At 37.8% G+C, this 24,204-nt stretch carries 27 protein-coding genes and 2 other annotated features; of the genes, 10 read left to right on the top strand and 17 right to left on the bottom strand.

Features of this window, described 5'->3' with window-relative positions:
• Positions 1-13: 13 nt before the first annotated feature.
• Complete coding sequence (hisS, locus tag QZ413_RS00690; protein WP_297074572.1) at positions 14-1,309, bottom strand: histidine--tRNA ligase; 1,296 nt, start codon at positions 1,307-1,309, stop codon at positions 14-16.
• A 41-nt stretch (positions 1,310-1,350) separates the two neighbouring features.
• Positions 1,351-1,564 (bottom strand) — a binding site (T-box leader).
• A gap of 123 nt (positions 1,565-1,687) precedes the next feature.
• On the opposite strand from hisS, the gene QZ413_RS00685 reads away from it, so the two are divergent.
• The 3 genes from QZ413_RS00685 to QZ413_RS00675 all read left to right on the top strand — a co-directional run bounded on the left by QZ413_RS00685 (position 1,688) and on the right by QZ413_RS00675 (position 3,893).
• A complete protein-coding gene (locus QZ413_RS00685; RefSeq protein WP_297074571.1) occupies positions 1,688-2,116 on the top strand; it encodes a thioesterase family protein in 429 nt (142 codons plus the stop codon).
• A gap of 82 nt (positions 2,117-2,198) precedes the next feature.
• Positions 2,199-3,251 (top strand): FUSC family protein, encoded by a 1,053-nt coding sequence (locus tag QZ413_RS00680; RefSeq protein ID WP_297074569.1) that lies wholly within the window; start codon positions 2,199-2,201, stop codon positions 3,249-3,251.
• 120 nt (positions 3,252-3,371) lie between these two features.
• Positions 3,372-3,893, top strand: a complete 522-nt coding sequence (locus QZ413_RS00675; protein WP_297074567.1) for a hypothetical protein — start codon at positions 3,372-3,374, stop codon at positions 3,891-3,893.
• Between the two features lie 96 nt (positions 3,894-3,989).
• Here the strand turns inward: QZ413_RS00675 and QZ413_RS00670 are convergent, their stop codons facing one another.
• Positions 3,990-4,286 (bottom strand): hypothetical protein, encoded by a 297-nt coding sequence (locus tag QZ413_RS00670; protein ID WP_297074566.1) that lies wholly within the window; start codon positions 4,284-4,286, stop codon positions 3,990-3,992.
• A 364-nt stretch (positions 4,287-4,650) separates the two neighbouring features.
• Positions 4,651-6,165, bottom strand: coding sequence for a class I adenylate-forming enzyme family protein (locus QZ413_RS00665; protein ID WP_297074564.1), 1,515 nt, complete (start codon positions 6,163-6,165; stop codon positions 4,651-4,653).
• Between the two features lie 153 nt (positions 6,166-6,318).
• Between QZ413_RS00665 and QZ413_RS00660 the strand changes: the two genes are divergently transcribed.
• Complete coding sequence (locus tag QZ413_RS00660) at positions 6,319-7,218, top strand: lactate/malate family dehydrogenase (protein ID WP_297074563.1); 900 nt, start codon at positions 6,319-6,321, stop codon at positions 7,216-7,218.
• Between the two features lie 38 nt (positions 7,219-7,256).
• On the opposite strand, the gene QZ413_RS00655 is transcribed toward QZ413_RS00660, so the two are convergent.
• The 12 genes from QZ413_RS00655 to QZ413_RS00600 all read right to left on the bottom strand — a co-directional run bounded on the left by QZ413_RS00655 (position 7,257) and on the right by QZ413_RS00600 (position 15,944).
• Entirely contained in the window at positions 7,257-8,105 is an 849-nt protein-coding gene (locus tag QZ413_RS00655) for an aldo/keto reductase (RefSeq protein WP_297074561.1), read from the bottom strand.
• A 96-nt stretch (positions 8,106-8,201) separates the two neighbouring features.
• A complete protein-coding gene (locus QZ413_RS00650) occupies positions 8,202-9,089 on the bottom strand; it encodes a cation diffusion facilitator family transporter (RefSeq protein ID WP_297074560.1) in 888 nt (295 codons plus the stop codon).
• Between the two features lie 163 nt (positions 9,090-9,252).
• The gene (locus QZ413_RS00645; RefSeq protein ID WP_297074558.1) at positions 9,253-9,888 is read right to left on the bottom strand and encodes a DUF421 domain-containing protein; all 636 of its coding nucleotides are present in this window, start codon (positions 9,886-9,888) and stop codon (positions 9,253-9,255) included.
• Position 9,889: 1 nt separating this feature from the next.
• Positions 9,890-10,339, bottom strand: a complete 450-nt coding sequence (locus tag QZ413_RS00640; RefSeq protein ID WP_297074557.1) for a DUF3290 family protein — start codon at positions 10,337-10,339, stop codon at positions 9,890-9,892.
• Between the two features lie 70 nt (positions 10,340-10,409).
• On the bottom strand, positions 10,410-10,964 hold the full coding sequence (locus tag QZ413_RS00635; protein WP_297074556.1) for an Asp23/Gls24 family envelope stress response protein: 555 nt from the start codon (positions 10,962-10,964) through the stop codon (positions 10,410-10,412).
• Positions 10,965-10,995: 31 nt separating this feature from the next.
• On the bottom strand, positions 10,996-11,190 hold the full coding sequence (locus QZ413_RS00630) for a DUF2273 domain-containing protein (protein ID WP_297074554.1): 195 nt from the start codon (positions 11,188-11,190) through the stop codon (positions 10,996-10,998).
• Positions 11,191-11,203: 13 nt separating this feature from the next.
• Positions 11,204-11,770 (bottom strand): alkaline shock response membrane anchor protein AmaP, encoded by a 567-nt coding sequence (gene amaP / locus QZ413_RS00625; protein WP_297074553.1) that lies wholly within the window; start codon positions 11,768-11,770, stop codon positions 11,204-11,206.
• Positions 11,771-12,117: 347 nt separating this feature from the next.
• Positions 12,118-12,477 carry a 50S ribosomal protein L20 gene (gene rplT / locus QZ413_RS00620; RefSeq protein WP_016185125.1) on the bottom strand — a complete coding sequence of 120 codons (360 nt, stop codon included), beginning with the start codon at positions 12,475-12,477 and terminating at the stop codon, positions 12,118-12,120.
• 66 nt (positions 12,478-12,543) lie between these two features.
• The gene (gene rpmI / locus QZ413_RS00615; protein WP_010742869.1) at positions 12,544-12,744 is read right to left on the bottom strand and encodes a 50S ribosomal protein L35; all 201 of its coding nucleotides are present in this window, start codon (positions 12,742-12,744) and stop codon (positions 12,544-12,546) included.
• A 61-nt stretch (positions 12,745-12,805) separates the two neighbouring features.
• Positions 12,806-13,327, bottom strand: coding sequence for a translation initiation factor IF-3 (gene infC / locus QZ413_RS00610; protein WP_016185126.1), 522 nt, complete (start codon positions 13,325-13,327; stop codon positions 12,806-12,808).
• 45 nt (positions 13,328-13,372) lie between these two features.
• Positions 13,373-13,486 (bottom strand) — a sequence feature (ribosomal protein L20 leader region).
• A 243-nt stretch (positions 13,487-13,729) separates the two neighbouring features.
• Positions 13,730-15,064: a H2O-forming NADH oxidase gene (gene nox, locus QZ413_RS00605; RefSeq protein WP_297074546.1), complete on the bottom strand. Its 1,335-nt coding sequence runs from the start codon at positions 15,062-15,064 to the stop codon at positions 13,730-13,732.
• Between the two features lie 244 nt (positions 15,065-15,308).
• Positions 15,309-15,944: a deoxynucleoside kinase gene (locus QZ413_RS00600; RefSeq protein ID WP_297074544.1), complete on the bottom strand. Its 636-nt coding sequence runs from the start codon at positions 15,942-15,944 to the stop codon at positions 15,309-15,311.
• Positions 15,945-16,150: 206 nt separating this feature from the next.
• Here QZ413_RS00600 and mvk point away from each other — a divergent pair, with 206 nt between their 5' ends.
• The 6 genes from mvk (at position 16,151) to QZ413_RS00570 (ending at position 22,351) form a co-directional block, all read left to right on the top strand.
• The gene (gene mvk / locus QZ413_RS00595; RefSeq protein WP_297074543.1) at positions 16,151-17,086 is read left to right on the top strand and encodes a mevalonate kinase; all 936 of its coding nucleotides are present in this window, start codon (positions 16,151-16,153) and stop codon (positions 17,084-17,086) included.
• The gene (mvaD, locus tag QZ413_RS00590; protein WP_297074541.1) at positions 17,079-18,071 is read left to right on the top strand and encodes a diphosphomevalonate decarboxylase; all 993 of its coding nucleotides are present in this window, start codon (positions 17,079-17,081) and stop codon (positions 18,069-18,071) included. The genes mvk and mvaD overlap by 8 nt, the downstream gene beginning before the upstream one ends.
• Positions 18,068-19,150, top strand: a complete 1,083-nt coding sequence (locus tag QZ413_RS00585; protein ID WP_297074540.1) for a phosphomevalonate kinase — start codon at positions 18,068-18,070, stop codon at positions 19,148-19,150. Before mvaD ends, QZ413_RS00585 begins: the two co-directional genes overlap by 4 nt.
• A complete protein-coding gene (fni, locus tag QZ413_RS00580) occupies positions 19,147-20,187 on the top strand; it encodes a type 2 isopentenyl-diphosphate Delta-isomerase (RefSeq protein ID WP_297074538.1) in 1,041 nt (346 codons plus the stop codon). Before QZ413_RS00585 ends, fni begins: the two co-directional genes overlap by 4 nt.
• Before the next feature lie 162 nt (positions 20,188-20,349).
• Positions 20,350-21,039, top strand: a complete 690-nt coding sequence (locus QZ413_RS00575) for a response regulator transcription factor (protein ID WP_297074537.1) — start codon at positions 20,350-20,352, stop codon at positions 21,037-21,039.
• Positions 21,029-22,351, top strand: a complete 1,323-nt coding sequence (locus QZ413_RS00570; RefSeq protein ID WP_297074536.1) for a cell wall metabolism sensor histidine kinase WalK — start codon at positions 21,029-21,031, stop codon at positions 22,349-22,351. The genes QZ413_RS00575 and QZ413_RS00570 overlap by 11 nt, the downstream gene beginning before the upstream one ends.
• On the opposite strand, the gene QZ413_RS00565 is transcribed toward QZ413_RS00570, so the two are convergent.
• A complete protein-coding gene (locus tag QZ413_RS00565; protein ID WP_297074534.1) occupies positions 22,352-22,774 on the bottom strand; it encodes a hypothetical protein in 423 nt (140 codons plus the stop codon).
• Between the two features lie 77 nt (positions 22,775-22,851).
• A partial coding sequence (locus QZ413_RS00560; RefSeq protein ID WP_297074532.1) for an iron-containing alcohol dehydrogenase occupies positions 22,852-24,204 on the bottom strand: 1,353 nt, incomplete at its 5' end.

Here is a 24,204-nt window from a genome sequence, read left to right as displayed (position 1 = left end):
CTCTTTTCCTTAACTATTCTGCTGTTTGACTCATTTCATCAAAAATTTGATTAAAATCAGTATATATAGTTGCTAATGCATACTCTTTTTCTGTTCGCGTCGCCATATTCTTCACTTTGATCACACCAGCTTCTAATTCTGATTCACCCAATGTAAAGACTAATTTGGCTTTCGCTTTATCTGCACTCTTGAATTGCGCTTTTGCTTTTCGTCCCATATAATCACGATCAGCTGAATAACCTGCTTGACGGATCGCTTGGACGACTTTTAAAGCCTCGATATTGGTTTCTTCACCCAAATGCACAACATATGCATCGATCGTATCCACAACTGGAATTGCGGCTCCTTCTGCTTCTAAGATCATCAACACGCGCTCAACACCCATTCCAAACCCAAAACCTGGAGTTGGCTCACCACCAAATTCCTCAATCAAATTATCGTAGCGACCACCGGCACAAACTGTTGATTGTGTTCCCAGCGTTTTAGAATCGCACATGATCTCAAAAATCGTATGTGTATAATAATCTAGCCCACGAACCATATTGCTGTCGATCTCATAAGCGATCTCTAATGCATCGAGCATCTTGGTTACTTGTTCAAAGTGTTCACGGGCATCCGCTGATAAATAATCCAAAATCTGCGGTGCATCCGCTACGATGACTTTATCTTTTTTATCCTTACTATCTAGAACACGTAATGGATTTTCATGTAAGCGACGTTTTGAATCGGCACTTAATTCTTCTTCAAACGGAACTAAATAATCGATCAATGCTTGGCGGTAAGCCAGACGCGTTTCTTGATCTCCTAGTGAATTGATGACCAAACGCAATCCTTTGATTCCTAATTGATCGAAGAAGTCTAGTGCCATTGCCATCGTTTCTACATCTGTAGCTGGATTTTTAGATCCAAAAACTTCTACACCGATTTGGTGAAATTGGCGCAAACGACCTTTTTGTGGACGTTCATAGCGAAACATCGGTCCCATATAATACACTTTATATGGTTTAGGAAATTCTGGTCCATATAATTTATTTTCGATAAACGAACGAACGATCGGTGCTGTTCCTTCTGGACGTAAAGTAATATGACGATCCCCTTTATCGTAAAAATCGTACATTTCTTTAGTGACGATATCTGAAGTATCCCCCACACTTCTTGAAATGACTTCGATGTGCTCAAACATCGGCGTACGAATCTCTGAAAATTGATAATCCCCAAACAATAAGCGCGCTGTTTCTTCTACAAACTGCCATTTCGGTGAGTCTGTAGGTAAAATATCATTGGTTCCTTTCGGACGTTGATAATTCATGTGTTTTCCTCCTAAAAATAAAAAAAACGCCCTTGTTTTTACACAAGGGCGAGTCGATTTTCTACACGCGGTACCACCTAAATTTGAAAAGAGCTTGCTCTTTTCCTTCAAACGATTAACGCTCGTACACGGACGTGGCTTTGCTTCCACTCATCTCCAGAATGTCTTTTCGTTACATCTTTTTAAACTACTTTCAGCCTAGATAGTTCTCTCTAAAAAAGAAAATGTAAGTACTTGTTCTTTCAGCGATTTTTTCATTGATATTACGTATACCCTACTGTACTTATTAAAAAATGTCAAGCAGATTCTTATCGATGATAGTTGCTATTTTAAAGACAAATCCGTACACTAAGATAGCAAAGTAAAGGAGTGTCTGAGATGTTAAATTATTTAGGCTATAAACGGAAACCACACTATTATGAGACCGATCAAATGGGGATCGTCCACCATTCTAATTATATTCGTTGGTTTGAAGAAGCACGTGCTGATTTATTAGAGTTTATGCAATTACCGTATCAAACGATTGAACAAGCCGGAATCATTATTCCCGTATTGGATGTTTCTTGCCAATACAAAGGAATGGTCCATTACGGAGACCAGCTCACGATCCAAGTCTACGTCGAGCAATATACGGGAACACGTTTTCAGTTTCGCTATGAAATTACAAATGAAACAACGGCTAAATTAGTCACGACAGGAACTAGTAGTCACTGTTTCCTTGACCAAGAACGCCAACGTCCACTTTCTTTAAAACGTTCTTATCCCGAATTCCACGCACGTTTTATCGAACAATTTGGAGAAAAATGATAATCTGTTTAGTTTTGGATTTTAAATTTTTCACACCCTCTATTTTATGCTAAGCTTAGGTGTAAGGAGTGAAGTATAATTTATGGTGTCTTATATCAAAGAACTATTTCGGTTCCAGCCGATTAAAACTAACCCGATTAGAGTCCTCATTGCTGGTTTTTGCGTCTTGATGATTCTACTTGCGGGTTATTTTTCTGGAAACATGTATATCGCGAGTTTTGGCTCTTTAGGAATTTTTATTTTTGCGTATTATCAAAATATTCCTAAACTCCAACTTGTACAGCGTCTGGTAGTAGTCAGTATTTATCTTTATCTTTGTTTATTGACCGGAATGCTTAGTCATCAATTGCAATGGATAGCTCCACTGCTTGTGGCGATATTTGCATTTTTAGGTCGTTTCCTATTTCGTTTACATGGAATTAGTAAACCTGGGCCATTTTTTGCGATCATGATCATTACGATGGGAGCAAGTATGCAAGTGCCTATCGCCTCGGTTTTACCGTTAAGCAGCTATTTTTTAGTTGGTGCGGTCGTATCTATCGTCGCAAGCCTGCTTGTTAGTTTAACTGAAAAAGAAAAAGCGGTACCGCTTGAAAGATTAACCTTCAAGGAACGCTTGCATCAAGATCCAGGTTCGATTTTAGATGGGATGTTTTACAGCGGAACACTATTTTTTGCCACCTATCTATCTCAAGGTCTTCACTTTAACAACGCTTACTGGCTCGTTGTTTCTTGTGCGGCTATTTTAATGGGAGATAATCTACGCGCTATGGCTCATCGCCACGTCCAACGGATTTTAGGGACTGTAGTTGGACTTTTGATTACAGCACTGATTTTCAATATCCATTTAAGCAGTGTCGGCATGCTACTAATGATTCCGATTTTATTTATGGTCGTTGAGTATTTGATTATGAAAAATTATGCTGTAGCGACTTTTTTTACAACACCAATGGCTCTAATGCTTACCACACTTGCACGTCAACCTTATAGCGGTTCTCTTTTAGCAGACCGTATGCTTGGCATTGTGATCGGTAGTGTTTTAGGTGTGTTAGCTGGTTGGATCTTCACCGTCGGGATCGAATTTTATAATAAGGAATTCCATCTACATCAAAACCTTGAAAAAGAAGGCGACTAAAAAAGGATGTGACAGAATCTGTCACATCCTTTTTTAAAACATTCGTTACAAAATGATTTTTCTGTTTACTATGCTACACTAAAGGAAATACACTATTACAGGTTTAGAAAGCAGGTCACTATGGAAGAATTCATTGAAAGTTGGATCATGCACAAAATCGGTGGAGAAGCACGAACAGACTTAGCCGACTCTGATCAAAAATGGGAACAACTTCACTGTAAGTTACAAGAACATGATCCCAAACAGTTACTAGCTGATCATCAGTTATTGTTTCGTATACATACAACAAATCAAAAAGAACCTCAAAGAGAAGATTATGACGATGCTGCTCAGTTTAAAGCAGATTATCAAGATTACCAAACACATCGTCCGGATACACGTTCAGAGATCGAATTTAACGACCACTGGGTGTCTTTTACTGACTCATTTGATGTAATCACTTCAAAAGAATTTGCTAAAAAACGGATGCGCGGGCTTGTGATTGTTGCAAAACCTGATAAAGCAATCAAAGTTTACCCGCAAATCACTAATGTTAAAGGTGACTTTGCTGATGAAAAAGAAGTTGTCGCGCCTTTCAGTGAACAAAACACAATCGAAGTTTTAAATTATCATGCCTTTATTTCAAAGTATCATCCAGAATGAGAGGGGTTTTATATAACTTAAAAAAGCCATCTGTTTCAAACGAAACAGGTGGCTTTCTTAAGGCTCATGGCCTTTTCTCGATTGTGTTGACACAAATTAATCGTATAACTTCTCAACATATTTCGTTGCGATGCGCTCGACTAACTCACGTAGATCGTGCTCCACAACCGTGACCAAATCCAAATGTTTCGCATCGCTACGCTCAAATAAGTGCAAAATTTCTTCCAAAATCAGAACTTTTTTGTGTGAAGATGCATCCACATAATGGTTAATCACACGCTTCGTTTCTATCCATTCATTGGCATACGAATCCGACAAAGCCAAAGCGCGTTCATCGAACAAATGTAGTTTTTGTTCATTAGTATTGATTGTAAACTTATGATAAGGATCCATAATGGTTCCTCCTAACTCAGTGCAACACTGTACACCATCAAAAATAAAATCTAAGCCGCCCCTTCTATCCTATTTCATTTTTGATCATCGCACCCCTCCTAACTGGAAGGAAAAAAGGTTACTTTTCCTACGCGCATGTGTCCTTTATAGATGCACCACACGACAGGCTAATGAATTTATAAACTAACATCCGTTCTTTAATATCATAACACTAAATACATAAAATAGACAATATTTCGTAACATATGTTCTCCTCTATTCTTGTCCTTATAACTTTCTTATTTAATAACTAAAATAACGCATTTTTATCAAAATTTAGACATAAAAAAAGGTCATTTTATTGAATTAAAATGACCTTTTTTTCTTATTGAAATCGTTTTTCTAATTGCAATCGTTGGACTTTCATCGTAGCAGTTCTGGGAATATCTTCCCATGCCATCACGACTGGATGATGCAACTGTGGCAAATCACTTACAGCCTTAAACCATTGTTCCTCGTCCATCGCTTCCCCTTCGATCAATGCCAATACGGGTTGTGCTTTATGCTCTTTTCCACGCACTAAAACGACCTCAGCTAAGAATGGTAAATGATCCAGTAAATAATCTTCAATGGCTAAAGTACTCTCCACTTCGTCAATGAGATCGACTTGTCGATCTTTTAGATAAAGATGTCCTTCGTCGTCCATGCATCCATAATCACCACTATCCCACCATGTCCCAAAAACAGTTTTTTGGAACCGTTCATCCTCTTTATAATACGTTAACGCACGTCCTTTTGACAGAAATTGGATATGACCATCTGTATTACGTGGTAATTCGCGACCTTGTTCATCGCAGATTCGTGCTTTGGTCAAATCTTCTAATCCAACTCCCATATCACGTGCATTAGAAGATGTCAGTGTGTTTAACTGATGTGCTTTTAAAATCATTGGGCCACATTCACTTTGACCATAGACTTGTAAAAAGACTGGATCTTGTGCTTTGCTTGCCTTTAAGAAAGCTGCCATTGTTTGGTTATTGATCGCATCAAAAGTGGAATGATAATAACGTGTTTTCGCAAATACTTCAGGCTGCTCTTTAGCTAAACGAGTCCATTGTACAAAATGATTCGGATGCGTTTCTAAGGCCATTGGGTGGTATGCTTTCAGTAACTGTGCAACATTGTTTAGCTCTGGATTAGCGATCGGCAACATCGGAAAACCTAAAGCCATCAAAGAAGAAATCCCAATATTAAAGCGTGAGTGTACTGGGGAAATATGGAAAGCTACAATTCTACGACCTTCCATCTTAGCCATTACTGTTTTTTGCCATACTGTTCGCCAGCCCATAGAATTGGCAGAATGACAAATCAATTTCGGGATACCAGTCGTTCCTGAAGTATGCGTCATATAAGAGATTTCATCTGTTGCTAATTGTGCTTGCGGTACTATTTTACCAACTGTATTTAACAATGTTTCGACGGAAATCTTTTTCGTCTCGTCATATGTGATGGGGTCGATACGAATCGTGGTTTCTTCATCGTATACTACAAATGGATCATCTAAGCGTTCTAAAAAGACCTCAATGGTGCTTTGCGGTAAATGATATGAAATCATCGCCGGAATCGCGCCTAGATAAGAAGCCGCTACAGCAAGCAAGTAAGTATCAAAACGTGGGCTCTTATAGATTAAAATAGCATCTCCTTTTTTTACTCCCAAAGCAGCCAATTGATAAGCGCGTTGTTTTATGCTTTCTAAACTCGCTTGATAGGTAGTCGTGGTGTGCAATTCGGGAAAAGCACGCAAGGGTTCATCTAACACGATCGCACTTTCAGGAAATTTTTGGGCAGCTTGAACATAGTTTGTAAATAAATTCAAAGGTTCATGTGTAAACGGTATCATTTGTCTCATTCCTCTTTTCATCTTATTAAAAAAGCTAGTATTCACTTCATCGTTATTGTAACGAATTAATTGTGAAAAATCTAGCAAAGATTAGATGAAGTTGACTTTTAGCTGATTTCACGTAAGAATAAGACAAAAGATCGGAGGGATTAGATGAGTAAAATCGGGATTATTGGTATAGGAAACGTTGGTAGCACATTAGCGCATACCTTGATTGAACGTCATCACGTTACAGACTTATATTTATTTGATAAAAATAAGGAACGTTGTGTGGCTGAACAACAAGATTTGATTTGTGCACAAATCGGACAAAAAACGACAACAACGATTCATATTGGTCAAAAAGAAGATTTGGCTACATTGGATCTTGTTGTCTTTTCGGTAGGAAATATCCGCTTATTAAATGGATCAGGTAGCCGTTTTGACGAATTGGATTTCACGAAAAAAGCTGCAAAAGAATGGTCTAAATATTTAACAAACTATGCTTTCAAAGGGATTTTGCTTGTGATTACCAACCCTTGCGATGTGATTACACATTATATGCAACAACTCACAAACTTTGAAACAAATCGTGTGATCGGGACTGGTACATCCTTGGATACTGCTCGTTTGCAACATGCTCTTAGCTTAGCATTTGATGTAATGCCAAATGCAATCAATGCTCTTGTTTTAGGTGAACATGGAGCAACACAATTCGTTCCTTGGGACTATGTGAAAACACTAAATCCTCAACTAGATTTCACTAAACATGATTTAGAACAACTCGCCAATCAGGCTTTGATGATCGGTGAGACGACTTTCACTGGCAAAGGCTATACTTCATTTGGCATCGCCAATCAAGCCGATCAGTTGATTTGTGCCTTAACAAGCTCTCAAAAAACCTTTTATCCAGTCTCAGCTTATGATTCAAAACAGGATATTTACATCGGACAATACGCTAGTTTAAATTATACCGGAATCATCGACATCTCCCCTATTTCCTTAACTGAAAAAGAAGAACAAGCTTATCAAAAATCTGTTTCTTGGATCAAAGAAATGGCAACACATATCTAAAAAAAGGGAGTGACAAAATTTTGTCACTCCCTTTTTGATTAAAATTCCGCAGCATCAGGATTTCTAGCTTTCCCTACTACGCCGTCTAAGCCATCAATGATTGCCATATCTTCATCAGATAATTCAAAATCAAAGATTTGGCTATTTTCTAGGATACGACTTGGAGTTACCGATTTTGGTAATGGTAAAAAGTCGTGTTGAAGTGACCAACGTAAAGCGATTTGCGCAATTGTTTTATTGTATTTATCAGCTAATTCTTGCATTTCTTTTACTTCAAAGATCTTACCTGTTCCAAGTGGGCTATATGCTTCAAGTAAGATATCATGATCATGACAATAGGCTACAGTTTCTTCCATTAGTTCACCTGGTGCCAAGAAAATTTGATTGACTACAGGTTTTACTTTTGCATGTTTCAATAATGCATCTAAATGATGTGGTCTAAAATTACTCACACCCAATGCTTTGATTTTTCCAGCTTCATAAAACTCTTCCATTGCACGCCAAGTTTCAGCATTGGCTTCTTCCCAATGATCACGAAATTCTACCGGATTTGGCCAGTGAATCAACACTAAATCGATATAGTCTGTGTCTAGTTCTTTTAAACTATTTTCAAGTGATTGTTTTGCTAAATCGTAAGAATGGTTACTATTCCAAACTTTAGTCGTTAAAAAGATATCTGAACGCTCAACGCCACTTTCTTTGATCCCTTGACCAACACTACCTTCATTTTTGTATCCTTGGGCAGTATCGATGTGACGGTAACCTATTTTTAAGGCTTCTTTAACTGAATCTACGGCCACTTGACCATCTGGAGTTTGCCATGTTCCAAATCCTACTTTCGGAATCTTTACTCCATTTGCTAATGTGTATGTTGCGGTTAAACTCATGAAAAATCCTCCTCGACGTTCGTTTTTTGTTTACTAATATAGTGTATCAAAAAATAAAACAGTCGCCTAATGACATGCTTAAAAAGAGCAAACCACTTAGGCTTGCTCTTGATTATCAGGTTCGACGTGGACATCGATTTCTGCGACTCCATGCCGTTCATATAAACGTTCTTCGATCAAATCAGCAAGTGCATGACTTTCTTCAACATTCATTTTAGCTGGCATCAAGACGACGACATCTACATAAATATTTGCACCATAGTTACGACCTTTTAAACTTTTTACTTTAGTTATTCCATCGATCTGCATAATTTCTTTTTTATATTCAACTAACAATTCCGTATCAAACCCATCTGATAAGGAAAACACGCTCTCACGAAAAATATCGATCCCAGTTTTTAAAATTAACAACCCGACGATTACTGCCGTCAAACTATCGATCCAACCAAGATGAAAAGAGGCCGCAAAAACGGCTACTGCTGTTCCGATACTGGTCCATGCATCACTTAGATTGTCTTTAGCTGCAGCCATCAAGCCTGAGCTACGTACACTTTGAGCGAGCTTTTTGTTGTAGCGATAGACACCGTACATGAAGATTGCTGAACAAATCCCAACGATTGCCGCTATCATATCTGGAGTTTCTTCTCTACCGGTAATCATCGTTTCTAACGAATTATATAATACTTGCAAACTCACCGCGATCATAATCAATGAGGTCACTAAACTCGCGACGTTTTCTGCTTTCCAGTGGCCATAACGATGGTCATCATCTGCTGGTTTTCTGGACAATCTTAGGCCGATCAGTACCGAGATCGAGGCGATGATATCTGTGGCATTATTTAAGCCATCAGCTTGTAATGCTTCTGAATGTGCTACATTTCCAATCAATAGCTTCAGCGCTGAAACGATTATATAAGCTCCAATACTTACAATCGCCCCTTTTTCAGCTAATTTCAGCTCTTGATATCGTTTTTCGTTCCCCAATACGCCCACTCACTTTCCGGTTTTTATCAAGATATTTAGCATAACAAAAAAGAACGGTTGAAGGCTGAGAATAAGAGATTTCTTAACATTTTGGGCAACCCATTTTCTGTAAACATCACACCTTATTTCAAATTAAGGGTGTCCCTAATTTTTTGGTAACGTTTTATTTTTGATAACGATGAAGTTTTAACTTTCCAGCTAAATATTCTCCTAGATAAATCTCATTGATTTTTGTAAATCCTTCTTGTTGCACTTGTTCTTCTAACCATGCTTCATCTTGATCGATCAATTCTAAAACGTCTAAATTTGCTTGTCCATCGACAATAATCGGATAGCGAATATTATCATCACCAAACTTGATCAACGTCAATTGGCCATTTTGTTCTAATACTGCACTTTTCACTTCATTTACTTCATAGATACCATTTGAACGCAGTTTAAACATCAGCTCATTCGCAGAAACTCCGCTTTTTAAGCATTCATTGACATTTACTTTACCATTTTGAACTAGCGTGATTGGTCTTCCATCGATCCATCGCTTGATGTAACGATTGTGTTCTTTTGAAAATTTGACGATCAAGACTAGCAATGTCCAAATGATCAATACTAAAATAAACTGCAATACGGTGATATCATCATTATAGATGATTCCACCAATGATCCCACCTAACACGTAATTTTGGACTTGATCCAATGCAGAAGTAGGCGCTAGATTTCCTTTTCCCATAATATTGATCTGTAAAATCAAACACAAAATTCCTAATCCTAATTTGATAATGATCGGACTATAAAACTCCATACTAGTCTACTCCTTTAAGGATGAGATTCTCATCCAATAAATAAATTCTTTTCAACTGATAAGCATCTTGATCATTCGTAAATTCGACCAAATAGATCGCTTCTTTAATTTTAAGATAGCTACCGTTGCGTAACTGTGTATCATTTAGAGCAATATCTGCTAGAGAAACTTGCTTTTGTTTTGCGATAGTTTGTAACATTTTCTCAGTTTGCGTAGATGGCGAATGTTTCGTTTGTGTTTCTTGATATTCTGAAAATTGAATCCCAGAAGTCAGTAAAATGAGCAATAAAACAATTAAACTCAAATCACGATATTTTGAAGTCCAACGATGCCTCAAGTACAAGCCAAACACGATTGCCAAAATGAACAACAAGCTAAACAGCAAGCCATACCGTATCCAAACTGTGTCATTTGGTTGATTAATTAAATAATCATATGTATAAAATGTCATATAAAGTTCCTTTCTACAAAAAAAGAAGCCTAAGCATCAAAGGATGCCTACGCTTCTTCATGTACCTTGATTATTGTACGCGTGGTTCACGTGCTTCATCAATGCTATCTTTTACATTTTCTTTTCCATTGTTAAAAGATGATTTTACTTTTTTGCTTTGTTTTGAAGCAAAATCGCCAACACTTTCTGTAGCATCGCTTAAACGATCTTGAACAGTCACTGAATCTTCTTCATATTGTTCTTGTGATTTAATATCTACCACTTCAACATTGACTTCGATCACTTCTAAACCAGTCATGTGTTTAACTTCTTTTACGATAACTTCTTTGATTTTATTAAAGATATCTTGTACATCTTTACCATATTCAGCTACGATATCTAAATCAACAGCTACTTGTTTTTTACCGACTTCAACATCGATTCCTGAAGTTACGTTGTCTGTATTAACTAATTTTTCAGCAATGTTTGAGAAAAATCCGCCGTCAACAGCTAATAATCCATCGATATTTTCTAAAGCGATCCCTACGATTTTTTGGATTACTTTATCGTCAAATGTTAATTCACCTTTTACAGCAGTAGTTGGTGTAGTTGTTGGGTTGATTTCTTTATTTTTTACGTTTTCCATGCTTCAAGCACTTCCTTTTCTATTTATTTTATTATTTTTTATCTGGAAAAAATCTTTCCAGCAGTTCACTTCTTTGTAGATACATTCCAATAAAACTTCCCGCCGCAATCAGTAATAAGACGAGAATCGTTTTAAAAAATCCCAACGAAAGAAATAAGATAGCTAAGATCAAGCCACAGATCCCTCCGATTATTGGGAATGTATGTTGTTTAAACAACTCAGACATCATATCCCTCCTCTTATTGTACGCGTGCTTGTGACGAGCGTTTGGGTGTATCTTTTTGGAGGTCTTTAAATGTCACATGAATCTCGACTGGCGCCTCTACTCCTAGAAAACGATGAATCTCGTCTTCTGTTTTTTTGTTGAATCGTTGTACTTTTTCGTACGTATCAACAGTTGGTCGTACTGTTCCTGTTACTTCAACACGCACTTTTTTCTTTTTCATTTTGGTTTTTACACGAGGATTTTTTAACCACTCGGTTTCATTTGCACTCGCTTTTACTAAACCATCAACTGCACTTTTTGATAGTGTCAAGGTTCCTTTGTCCTGTTTTAAAGGAATCGTAGTTGTAGTTTTGGGGATCAATGCCACAACGATAATACCGATTAGAATAAGAATCATAAAAATTGCTGCCATCCAAAAGAAGTAGATTGGTAAAACTCCACCGACTACTGGGTAATCTTTTGGTGCGAGCAAGTGAAATTGAAATTGTCCTACTGACTGATAGCGGATCAAGCTATCTGCTAGAACAGTGATTAATAATAAGCCAATAAGTGCAATCACAAACTTCTTCCATTTTGCCATTCACCACTCCACCCTTTCTGTTTATTTATGCCCTAACAAAACTGTAACATCATTCGTTTTTTTTTAAAAGTAATATGCTATCTCTCTCATAAAACATAACTTAAATTATTTTTGAAACATTGATACAAAAGCTTATATAACAATCATTTTTTATTTTATATCGTTTCATTTTTTTTAATTTGAGACATTGAAATAAAACATTCACATACAAAATTGTAAGTTTCTCATTATTTAATCCGCTTACATTTATAGATTTTTAGATAGTTATTTTATAAAAATGCAACTAATTTGCTCAAAAAAAAGATCTTGTTTCAATGAAGAAACAAGATCTTAGGTCTTTAACTAAATTATTTAGCTAATGCGCTTTTTGCTTGGTCAGCTAAAGCAGTAAATGCAGTTGCATCATTTACAGCTAGGTCAGCTAGCATTTTACGGTTGATATCGATTTCTGCTAATTTCAAACCGTGCATTAATTTAGAGTAGCTTAAGCCATTCATACGAGCAGCTGCGTTGATACGTGCGATCCATAATTTACGGAAGTCACGTTTCTTTTGACGACGATCGCGGTATGCGTAGCTATATGATTTCATTACTTGTTCTTTTGCTGTCTTGAACAAGGTATGTTTTGAACCGTAATATCCTTTTGCTAATTTAAGCACTTTTTTACGACGTTTACGAGATACTGTTCCACCTTTAACACGTGCCATTATTTAATTCCTCCTAATTGAATCTTCTATACTTAATTTTTGTCTGTTGGAAAATTTTGCGTTGAATTATTTCATTCTCGCTAATTGTTGACGGATACGTTTGTAATCGCCCTTAGATACCATTGAAGCTTTACGCAATTGGCGACGTTGTTTCTTTGTTTTACCGTGGAAACGGTGACTTGTAAACGCGCGGAATCTTTTTAATCCACCGTTACCAGTACGTTTTACGCGTTTTGCTAATCCGCGGTGTGTTTTTTGTTTTGGCATAACTAATTTCCTCCTCAAAATCTTTCGTTATCTAACTGACCTTACTCTAATAGAGCCGAATTTACTTGTCGTTTTTTGGCGCAAGTACTAAGAACATACTGCGTCCGTCCATTTTCGCTTTTTGTTCTACAGTTGAAACATCAGCTGTTTCTTCTGCAAGACGATCTAGGACTCTCTGACCAATTTCTTTATGGGTAATGGCGCGACCTTTGAAACGGATAGAAGCTTTCACTTTATCCCCTTTTTCAAGGAATTTGCGTGCATTACGTAATTTAGTATTAAAATCATTGACATCGATCGTTGGACTTAAGCGAACTTCTTTCACACTGATAACCTTTTGTTTTTTACGGGCTTCACGTTCTTTTTTCTGTAGTTCAAAACGATATTTCCCATAATCCATAATACGAGCAACCGGTGGTTTTGCATTAGGTGCAACCAACACAACATCTAAGTTAGCTTGTTCTGCGATTTGCAACGCTTCTGCTTTCGTTTTTACTCCGAGTTGATCTCCGTCTTGACTAATCAAACGTAACTCACGTGCACGAATGCCGTCGTTTACCATCATATCCTTTGCTATGGTCATTCACCTCCAAGTTTTTTGAGAGAAAGAAAGAGTTTTCTTACAAGTAGGCACAAAAAAACGAGTTCTTAACGAACCCGCAACGTGACCCAAATTGATTGGATAACTATCTGCCCAGCGACAACGTCACGAGGCGAGAAGCGGGTGCTTCTGCTTTCATTTCTCAACTCTTACTATTATAGAGACTTATTCATAGAAAGTCAATGATTTTCAACTATTTTTTCATAAAAAAAGAGGCTGTGACAGAAGTGGATAGCTCCGAGAAATAAGCCGCATCATGTCGATAATAAGTTCACCTATTTCGGCAATGATGCGGCTTATTTCCAAAAGAGTTACTTCTGGAACGCCGTTTATTCTGTTTTTAAGAGGCTGTGACAAAAGTTTGTCACAGCCTCTTCTATAATATTAGTTTGCTGCTTGCGCGGCTTTGTTGATGTAGTTATATGGTTGGTTGAAGTGTGGTAAGAAAAATAGATCCAATAATTTTAATTGATCGATCGTCATTTTTTGCTCAATTGCAAGTGAGAACATGTGGATCGCCATTGAGATATCAGAAGTGTATGATCCCATTTGTGCACCAACGATACGACGAGTATGTTTATCAAATACAATACGGATTTTAACACTCGCATTTTCTTTCATGAATTCTGGTTTTTGAGTATCTTCATAGTCGACATAGTCCACTTCTACACCAAAACGTGCTGCTGATTCAACCGAGATTCCAGTTGATACCATATTGTAACCAAAGATCGAGATTCCATTTGAACCTTGTACTCCTGGAGATTCGACACTTGTTCCACCGATATTTTCCCCAGCCACAATTCCTGAACGTACGGCATTTGTAGCAAGTGCAATATAAGCTGTTTGTTCCAACGCATTTGAGTAAACAGTCGCACAATCTCCTACTGCGTAGACATCAGGTAAACTTGTTTGTTGATGACGGTCGACTAAGTACGCACCGTTGACGAAACGTTCTAGTTTATCGCCACCGATAGCACTATTTGGTAAAAAGCCGATCGCATTAATCACCATATCGACATCGTAGCTGCCGTTTGCTGTTACGACTTTTTCCACTTTATCTGTTCCTTGATATTCTTGAACAAGTTCGCCTAAATGCATTTCGATGCCATGCTCTTTTAAGTTTTCGTCCATGTTATCTGTAAACCATTTATCATAGTAGTTTGGTAAAGAACGTGTCGCTGCATCAAATAATAAAACGTGTTTGCCACGACGTTTTGCGGCTTCGGCCATTTCCACACCGATGTATCCAGCACCAATAACAGCGATGTTTTTGATTTCATCATTGCTTAAGATTTGATCGATCATTTGACCATCTTGGAATTTTTTCATAAAACGAATATTTTCTAGATCACGTCCAGGTACATTTGGTGAGATCGGTACAGAACCTGTTGCTAAAATCAATTTATCGTAAGATTCTTCAAACGTTTCGCCACTTAAGGTTGTGCAGTAGACGATTTTTTTATCGAAATCGATCGTTTCTACACTTGTTTCCATGTGAACTGTTGCACCTTTTTGTAAGAATTCTTCTTTGTTTGTGTAAAATAGTCCATCAACGCTCTCGATTTGACGACCTACCCATAAAGCTGTACCACAACTTAAGTAGCTTAAATTTGTATTGCGGTCGATCATAACCACTTCTTGGTTTTCGTAGTTATCTAATAAAGTATTTGCAGCTGCCACTCCAGCATGGTTTGCTCCAACAATCACTGTTTTTGTCATAATATTTTTCCCCCTCGTGTTGTTTACATACATAGTATATAAAGATTGTGAACACTATAACTATCATATTTTTTTGCACAAGCGAAAAAGATGCGACCAAATACAATGAAAGCTTTTAAATCAACTGTTAATTGCTTGCTCACTTTTTTTCAATTTTTTATATTGTGAATTATTTATTTTTTATTCACAAATAAAAAAAGACGATAAATGTTGATATAACAACATTTATCGTCTTTATATTTTATTAAGAAATTTCATCAAGCTTAGTTTCGATCTGTTTTATCACGATCTTTTGCGCTTTTTCATCTGTTATAAAGTCAAGACGATCACCATCGATTTGGATTTTAGGACTTGCATCGTAATGTTCAAACCAAGTATCGTAACGCTTGTTTAATTCTTTATAATAAGCATACAAGGTTTCATCTTGTTCGATCTGTTCGTATTCACGACCTCTTTGCTTGATTCGTTTTAACATCGTCTCCAATGATACTTTGATATGAACTAAAAGGTCTGGACGCTTTTGATAGGTTGCAAGCGGCAACTCTTCTAACATATTCGCTAGCAATTCATCATAGACTGCAACTTCAGTTTTTGTCGTTCTTCCTAAATCTGCATTTAGATGAAATAATAGTGAATCTTCGTAAATCGAGCGATCTAACACATTATTTTCTTTTTTACGTGCTGCTTTGATACTCGCAAAGCGTTTGTTCAAAAAATAGATCTGTAACAAAAAGGCATATTTCTCAGGATCTTGATAAAATAAAGGCAACACTTCATTTTCTTCGACCGGCTCGTAAAAGGCCTCACTTTGAAAATGAGTCGCTAAAATTTCTGCTAAACTAGACTTTCCTGCTCCAATCGTTCCTGCTAAGACAATCATCTTGTTCCTCCTTATTTCTTCAATTTTACTACTATACAATACTTCAAAATTTTTGTCATGATACCTTGATATGAAAAAAACGTGAAAAAAAGGTTAAGAAATCAAATTTTTTTAAGAAAAGTAACCAGATAACTTAACGGATCTACAATAATCTAGTAAAATGAAGCCTGAACTGTCAGATATTACAGAAACGAAAGAGGAGAGCTATGAAAGAAGTAGGGACTGGGGAAGCAACTGGTAAAATTATTTTGATGGGTGAACACGCTGTCGTTTATCAAAAACCCGCAATTGCGTTTCCATTTAAAGGAACAACGATTACAGCGATGATTACACAAGCAAATGAAAACACCTTAACTTCAAGTTATCATACAGGATCACTCAAACAAACATCTGAAAATTTAGCCAATATTACTCAATTAACTCAAAAATTACAAAACGATCTGCATACACCTGCCTTTCATTTAACCATTCAAAGTACGATTCCTGCTGAACGAGGAATGGGTTCAAGTGCCGCAGCAGCTGTAGCTATCACGCGCGCTTTTTTTGACTGGCAACAACTTGAATTATCTGAAGAATCACTGCTCACTTACGTCAACTTTTCAGAACAAATTGCCCATGGAAATCCTAGTGGCATTGATGCTGCAGCAACTAGTGGCTCACAACCGATCTATTATCGAAAGAATCAAGCGATCTTACCTTTTCCTTTAGATCTTGATGCATTTTTAGTAGTAGCAGATACTGGAATCAAAGGGCAGACTAGAGCAGCGGTCCGTTCGGTTGCTGAGTTAGCTAAAGTACAACCGAAATTAGTTACTGAACTTACTGAACATTTAGGTCTGCTTACAGATCAAGCAAAAGAAGCCATTATGCACAATGAAGCAACATTACTTGGTGAATTGATGGATCAAGCACAGCTTGATTTAGAAAAATTAGGTGTGAGCAATCAAGAACTTACAGATTACACTCGTTTAGCCAAACAACACGGTGCACTAGGTGCCAAATTGACTGGTGGCGGCCGTGGTGGCTGCTTTATCGTCTTAACAAAAACTAAAGAACAAGCTGAGACTATTTGCCGCATTTTGCAAGAAGCTGGGGTAAAAGGCACTTGGCTACAAGGATTAGGAGCTTACCAACATGCTTAAAGGAACTGCACGTGCTTATACCAATATCGCATTGATCAAATATTGGGGTAAAAAAGATGACGCATTGATTTTACCGATGAACAATAGTCTATCTTTAACACTAGATGCATTTTACACAGATACGACTGTGACATTTTCCGATTCATTTACAAATGATCGCTTTATTTTAGATAATACATTACAAGATCAAAAAGCTACGACTAAAATCACACGCTTTTTAGATTTAGTCCGCGAGAAAATGGATCAGCCACTTTATGCTGAAGTTATCAGTACAAATCATGTACCGACTGCAGCCGGACTCGCTTCTTCAGCTAGTGGTCTAGCAGCTTTAGCACTCGCTTGTAATGAAGCATTACATTTGGAGTTGTCTAAAAAAGATCTTTCACGCTTAGCTAGACGCGGTTCTGGATCTGCTTGTCGCAGCATCTTTGGTGGCTTTGTGGAATGGCAACAAGGCAAAGATGATTTAACCTCTTTTGCTCAACCAATCGAAGCTGATCGTTTTGAAGATGAACTAGCAATGGTGTTTATTTTGTTAAATGACAAACAAAAAGACGTTTCTAGTCGCGACGGGATGAAACGAACAGTCGATACTTCAGCTTTTTATCCAAATTGGATCAAAACCGCTGGTGAAGATCTGATCGCTATCAGACAAGCACTCGCAACTAAATCATTTACTCGTTTAGGTGAAATCACTGAAGCAAACGCGTTAAAAATGCATGCGACTACTCTAGCTGCTGTACCACCTTTCACCTATTGGTCGCCTGAAAGTCTGCGTGCAATGGATGTCGTTCGTACGTTACGACAAAATGGATTAGAGTGCTACTTTACAATGGATGCTGGTCCTAATGTCAAAGTTTTGTGCCAGAAAAAAGATCGCCATAAATTAATTGCTCAGTTAGAACAAGCATTTTCAAAAGAACAAATCATCTGTGCCCTAGCTGGACCAGATGCGCACCCTATAGAAATGGAAGTGACATTATGATCGAGGTCTCAGTACCTGGAAAATTATATATCGCAGGTGAATATGCTGTCGTAGAACCTGGACACCCTGCAGTGATCGTAGCTGTCGATCAATTTATTACAGTCAAAATCGAAACCGCTCGTAAAAATGGAACAATCCATTCCCAACAATACAGTGATCTGCCGATTCGTTGGACGAGACGCAATGGCGAATTGGTCTTAGATCATCGTGAAAATCCTTTTCATTATATTTTAGAAGCCATTCGTTTGACCGAAAAATACGCTTCTGAAAAAGGTAGAATTTTAGCCTTCTATGATCTGAAAGTAACGAGTGAATTAGACAATTCTAACGGCCGCAAGTATGGTCTAGGTTCAAGTGGTGCAGTTACAGTAGCTACTGTCAAAGCCTTGAATCTCTTTTATGATCTTGAAATGGACGAGATGACAATTTTTAAAATCTCTGCTTTAGCACATTTAGCTGTCCAAGGAAATGGCTCTTGTGGAGATATCGCAGCTAGCGCGTTTGGTGGTTGGATTGCCTTTTCGACTTTTGATCACGAATGGGTCATCAAAAAACAACGGGAATGGCCACTTTCACATCTTTTAGCTGAGGATTGGCCTAAATTGGCCATCACGCCCCTCAAAACGCCTAAAAATCTTCGCTTGTTGATCGGTTGGACTGGTAGCCCTGCATCAACTTCAGATTTAGTGGATCAGGTTAATCAGTCAAAAGAAGAAAAAAATCGCGCGTATCGCCAATTTTTAGCAGACAGCAAAGAATGTGTCCAAACTTTGATCGATGCTTTTGGTGCAGAAGATGTGCATACGATCAAAAAAATGATTTTGAAAAACCGTGTCCTTTTGGCTGAGCTTTCACAAATCACAGGCGTTATTATCGAAACGCCCGCATTAAAAGAATTGTGTGAATTAGCGATTGCTTGTGGCGGTGCAGCAAAATCTTCTGGTGCTGGCGGTGGTGATTGCGGTATTGTAATCGCAGATCAACGTACTGGCATTTTACCGCTCATGAGCGCTTGGGAGAAAGCTGAGATCACCCCATTACCTTTACACGTTTATCACTATCAAGGAGGCGCGCAATGAATCGAAAAGATGAACACGTATCACTAGCAAAAGCGTTTCATAGCAAACATGTTACCGATTTTGACGCGATCCGACCGATTCATCAATCGTTTCCTGAAATTGCAGTCAAAGAAGTCGATTTAAGTACTACTTTAGCTTCTTTGGCTACACCTTTTCCCTTCTTTATCAATGCGATGACTGGTGGTAGCGAAAAAACGAAAAAAATCAACCAAGACCTTGCGACGATTGCGCGCGAGACAAAACTTGCAATGGCTACAGGTTCTGTTTCAGCAGCCTTAAAAGATCCAACTGTCAAAGATTCGTTTACGATCGTTAGACAAACCAATCCAGATGGGATCCTATTAGCCAATGTTGGTGCCGGAACTTCTGTAGAACGTGCAAAACAAGCCATCGAGTTATTTAAAGCTGATGCCTTACAGATTCATGTCAATGCACCTCAAGAGCTTGTGATGCCAGAAGGAGATCGTGATTTTACCAATTGGCTAGCGCTGATCGAACAAATCACAGCGACACTAGACGTCCCTGTGATCGTCAAAGAAGTTGGCTTTGGGATGACGAAAGAAACGATTCAAGCACTACTTGATCGTGGTGTAAAAACAATCGACGTTTCCGGGCGTGGTGGAACAAGTTTCACACAAATCGAAAACGCCCGTCGTAAACAACGCGAATTTTATTATTTGGATGACTATGGACAAACGACTGCCGAATCCTTGTTAGAAGCGAATCAAATCCAACAAGATTTTTCATTGATTGCTTCTGGTGGAATCCGTCATGCTTATGATATTTTCAAATCATTATGTTTAGGGGCAGATAGTGTTGGACTTTCTGCTACGATCTTAAATGAATTATTAACACATGGCATCGAAGATACGATTGCATTTGTTGAACGAATCAAAATTGAACTAGAAATGCTGTATACGATGAGTGGCATTACAAAAACTACACAAGCAACCACTGTTCCACTGCTGCTTACTGGTTCGTTACATGACTGGTGTTTAGCTCGTGGGATCGATCCAACTTCATATGCAACACGTTAGAGTGCGATAAAAATAAGTCGAGTAATTGCCGAAATAGCTAAACCTATTATCGGAATTATTCGGCTTATTTTTTAGAGCTATTCACTTCTGTCACAATCTCTTTTTTAAGGTTATTTTTAGGTTTATACGCTATACTAAAGAAAAAGTTTGAGGAGAATCGATATGATAAAAATATTATTGGTCGAAGACGATGTGACGTTATCTGAAAACATTAAAGAAATCGTATCATCTATTGGGGAAATCACACAAATGTATACTGGTAGCGAAGGTTTATTTGAAGCTGAGGCGGGGATCTATGATTTGATCATCTTAGATTTGATGTTACCTGAAATGAATGGGTATGAAGTCTTAGCAGAATTGCGAAAACAACAAGTTCAAACACCAGTATTGATTTTGACAGCTAAAGATGGTTTAGAAGACAAAGTCGAAGGATTCCAAAAAGGTGCCGACGACTACTTAACAAAACCATTCTATCGCGAAGAATTAATCATGCGTGTCAAAGCATTATTGAAGCGCTCATTAGGACTATTTGATGAACAAACGCTAGCTTATGGTCCAATTAGTTGTCATTTAACGAATAAAGAAGTTCGTTTTCATGACAAAATTTTACCCATTCAAGGAAAAGAGTTTGAACTATTAGTCTATTTTATCCAAAATCAAAAAGTTATTTTAACCAAAGAACAAATTTTCGATCGGATTTGGGGATTTGATTCTTCAACTACTTTGACCGTCGTTGAAGTCTATATGAGTCATTTGCGAAAACATCTACGTGAAACAGGACTAGATAAAAAATTCCAGACACTACGAAATGTGGGTTATCTCTTACAAGAGGCGGATCCTCATGAAAGCTAAATTACCCAATAAACAACGAATCCGCCTCTTTTTAGCCAATGTCTTAGCTTTTGCGCTTGTTTTCTTCGCTTTAGGTGTGATCGTATTACAAGTCTTATCTCTTTCGGCTTATCGTGAGACCGATCAACAGTTGACACAAACAACTAGCAATTCGCCTTTGATTCAATTGGAAATCCAACGCTATCAAGAAAATGATCCCACGTTACGCTTAGATGGCAATAAACCATTTAAAGACGATAGCCCGAAACCGATGTTTAACAATCAAGTGATCTTATGGTCCAAAGACGGTCAAATCTTAAACAAAGAAGCACTGGGTAGTCGCTATGCACAATTTGAGTCATTGACACTCAATACAAAAGAACTCGACAGTATCCAAACACTACAATTAGAAGATCAAGCAAGTAATACTTCTGATTTTCGTTCAGTCATTCGGAAAGCACCAGATAATAATTCAGATATCGCGTATGTCCAAGTATTGGCCAATACCAATCAAATCAAATCGGCTTTGACGAACTTTAAAGCGATTTTGGTCGTATGCATGGTTATTTTTTGGTTTTTATCGATTGGGATCAGCTACATTTTAGCGAGTCTATCGATGCGTCCGATCGTAGCTTCTTGGAAACGACAACAAGAATTTGTCGAAAATGCTTCACATGAACTACGGACACCTTTAGCGATCATTCAAAATAGTTTGCAACATTTATTTACCAAACCCAATCAAACGATTTTAGAAGAATCAGAAAGTATTGCTCAAGCACTTGCTGAAACAAGACGTCTAACCGGCTTGACCAATGATCTACTGACGATTGCACGAAACGATTCCAATCAACAAGTCGTGGAATATCAAGAAGTCGCATTGCAACCTTTCTTAGAAGAACTACTACGTCCTTTCCAAGAGATGGCCCAATTAGATGAGAAACAATTATTGTTACAACCTCTTGAGGACCCAGAACAAACATGGTCGTTTGACCGTAAAAAAATCCATCAAGTCCTCGTGATTTTACTCGACAATGCGTTAAAATACACAAAAGCACAAGATCAAATTTTTGTCGTCACTAAAACGACATCTAAAGAATGGCGTGTTATGGTCAGCAATACTGGACCAAGTATTGCCGATAAAGATAAAGAACACTTATTTGATCGCTTTTATCGTGAAGATCATTCACGAGCTAAAGAAACTGGCGGATATGGACTAGGTTTAGCTATTGCAAAACAATTGATCCAAGAGCATCATGGTGACATCACAGTTAAAGATTTTAATTATCAAAATCAAATTGGGGTCACTTTTGAATTTAAGTTACCTAAAAAATAATCAACGTGTAAACAGACGCTGCCAAAAACTTTTGGTGGCGTTTTTTGCTGTTTGTTCTACCAAAAGACTCTCGTTCAAAGTTGGATGCTCTTTTTGTAACATTTGATTGAATTCTAAGATTCCTGCTACGCTAGCCTTCATCCGGCGCACTTCTCCGTCGTCTTCTTGACTGAGCATTAGCCATTCTCTTAACAGCGCCGCTTGCTCTTGTAGTAATTTACGACTATCTAAATCTGATGACTGTTCTAAAACTATCGGTGCTCGATCATCTAAAAGGACAAACATCGCAAGGTAATCACGTATATCAAATAAAAATGCTTGTGTCTGATCATCCCATTTTTTCTCTTCATATGCTTTACTCCACGTAGCCAATCGTCGACTAGATTGTACCAGTTCACTAGTTACTTCTTTTATCGTTCGCATTTTTCTCACACCTTTCTTGCTTAGTTTACCATAAAAAAAGTGTGCTGAATTCACTCAGCACACTTCATAAGGAGGAATTATCCTTTGTAGGCATCTAGGATAATTTGTTTTAATTCAGAGATTAATGGTTCTTTTGGATTAGCTGTTGTACATTGATCTTCGTAAGCAAGTTCTGCCATACGGTCTACGGTTGAATCAAGTACTTCTTGAGTAACACCTTGTGCTTTCAAGCTCATATCGATTCCAACTTTTGCACCTAGATCATGTACTGCTTGAGCTAATGCAGCAACTAATTCTTCCGTTGTATTGCCTTTAAGACCTAAGAAACGAGCGATTTGTGCGTAATCTGTATCGGCACGGAAGTAGTCATATTTAGGGAACATCGCATGTTTTTGTGGATCTTTGGCATTGTAACGAATAATATGTGGTAATAAGATCGCATTGGTACGTCCATGAGGAATACCATATTCTCCACCAATTTTATGCGCTACTGAGTGACAAATACCTAAGAAAGCATTAGCAAACGCCATCCCAGCCATCGTTGATGCATTATGCATTTTTTCGCGCGCATCTGGATCAGCTGTTTTCACTGATTTTTCTAAGTTTTCAAAGACTAATTGGATCGCTTGTAAACTCAATCCACGAGTATAATCAGATGCCATTACAGAAACATAAGATTCGATCGCATGTGTCAATACGTCCATACCTGTATCAGCTGTTACAGAAGCAGGTACTGATAATACAAATTGTGAATCCACGATCGCCACGTCTGGTGTCAACGCATAGTCTGCTAATGGATATTTCACATGTGTTTCGCTATCTGTAATTACCGCAAATGGTGTTACTTCAGAACCTGTACCTGAAGTTGTTGGGATACATACAAATTGTGTCTGTTCTGGTTTTTTGATTTTGTAAGCACGTTTACGAATATCTAAGAATTTTTGTTTCGCACCAAAGAATGAAGTTTCTGGGTGCTCGTAGAACATCCACATTCCTTTAGCTGCATCCATTGCAGATCCACCACCAAGCGCGATGACTGTATCTGGTTTGAAATCTAGCATCATTTCAGTTCCAGCGTACACTGTATTGGTTGATGGGTTTGGTTCAACATTTGAGAAGACTTCGATTTGAACATTATTTTTACGGCGCATCAACACGTCACGCACTGTATCAACATAACCGAATTGCACCATACCTGGGTCACAAACGATCATCACACGTTCAACGTTTTCCATATTTGCTAAATACATTAATGAGTTCTTTTCAAAATAGATTTTTGAAGGTAATTTGAACCATTGCATATTATTTCTCCGTTTCGCCAAAGTTTTCACGTTGATCAAGTTTACTGCAGATACGTTACGAGAAACTGAGTTACGTCCGTAAGATCCACAACCTAATGTCAATGATGGTAACATTTCATTGTAAATATC

Source organism: uncultured Enterococcus sp., from assembly GCF_913775425.1.
GTDB lineage: Bacteria > Bacillota > Bacilli > Lactobacillales > Enterococcaceae > Enterococcus_G.
This window is presented reverse-complemented; position numbering and strand designations above follow the sequence as displayed.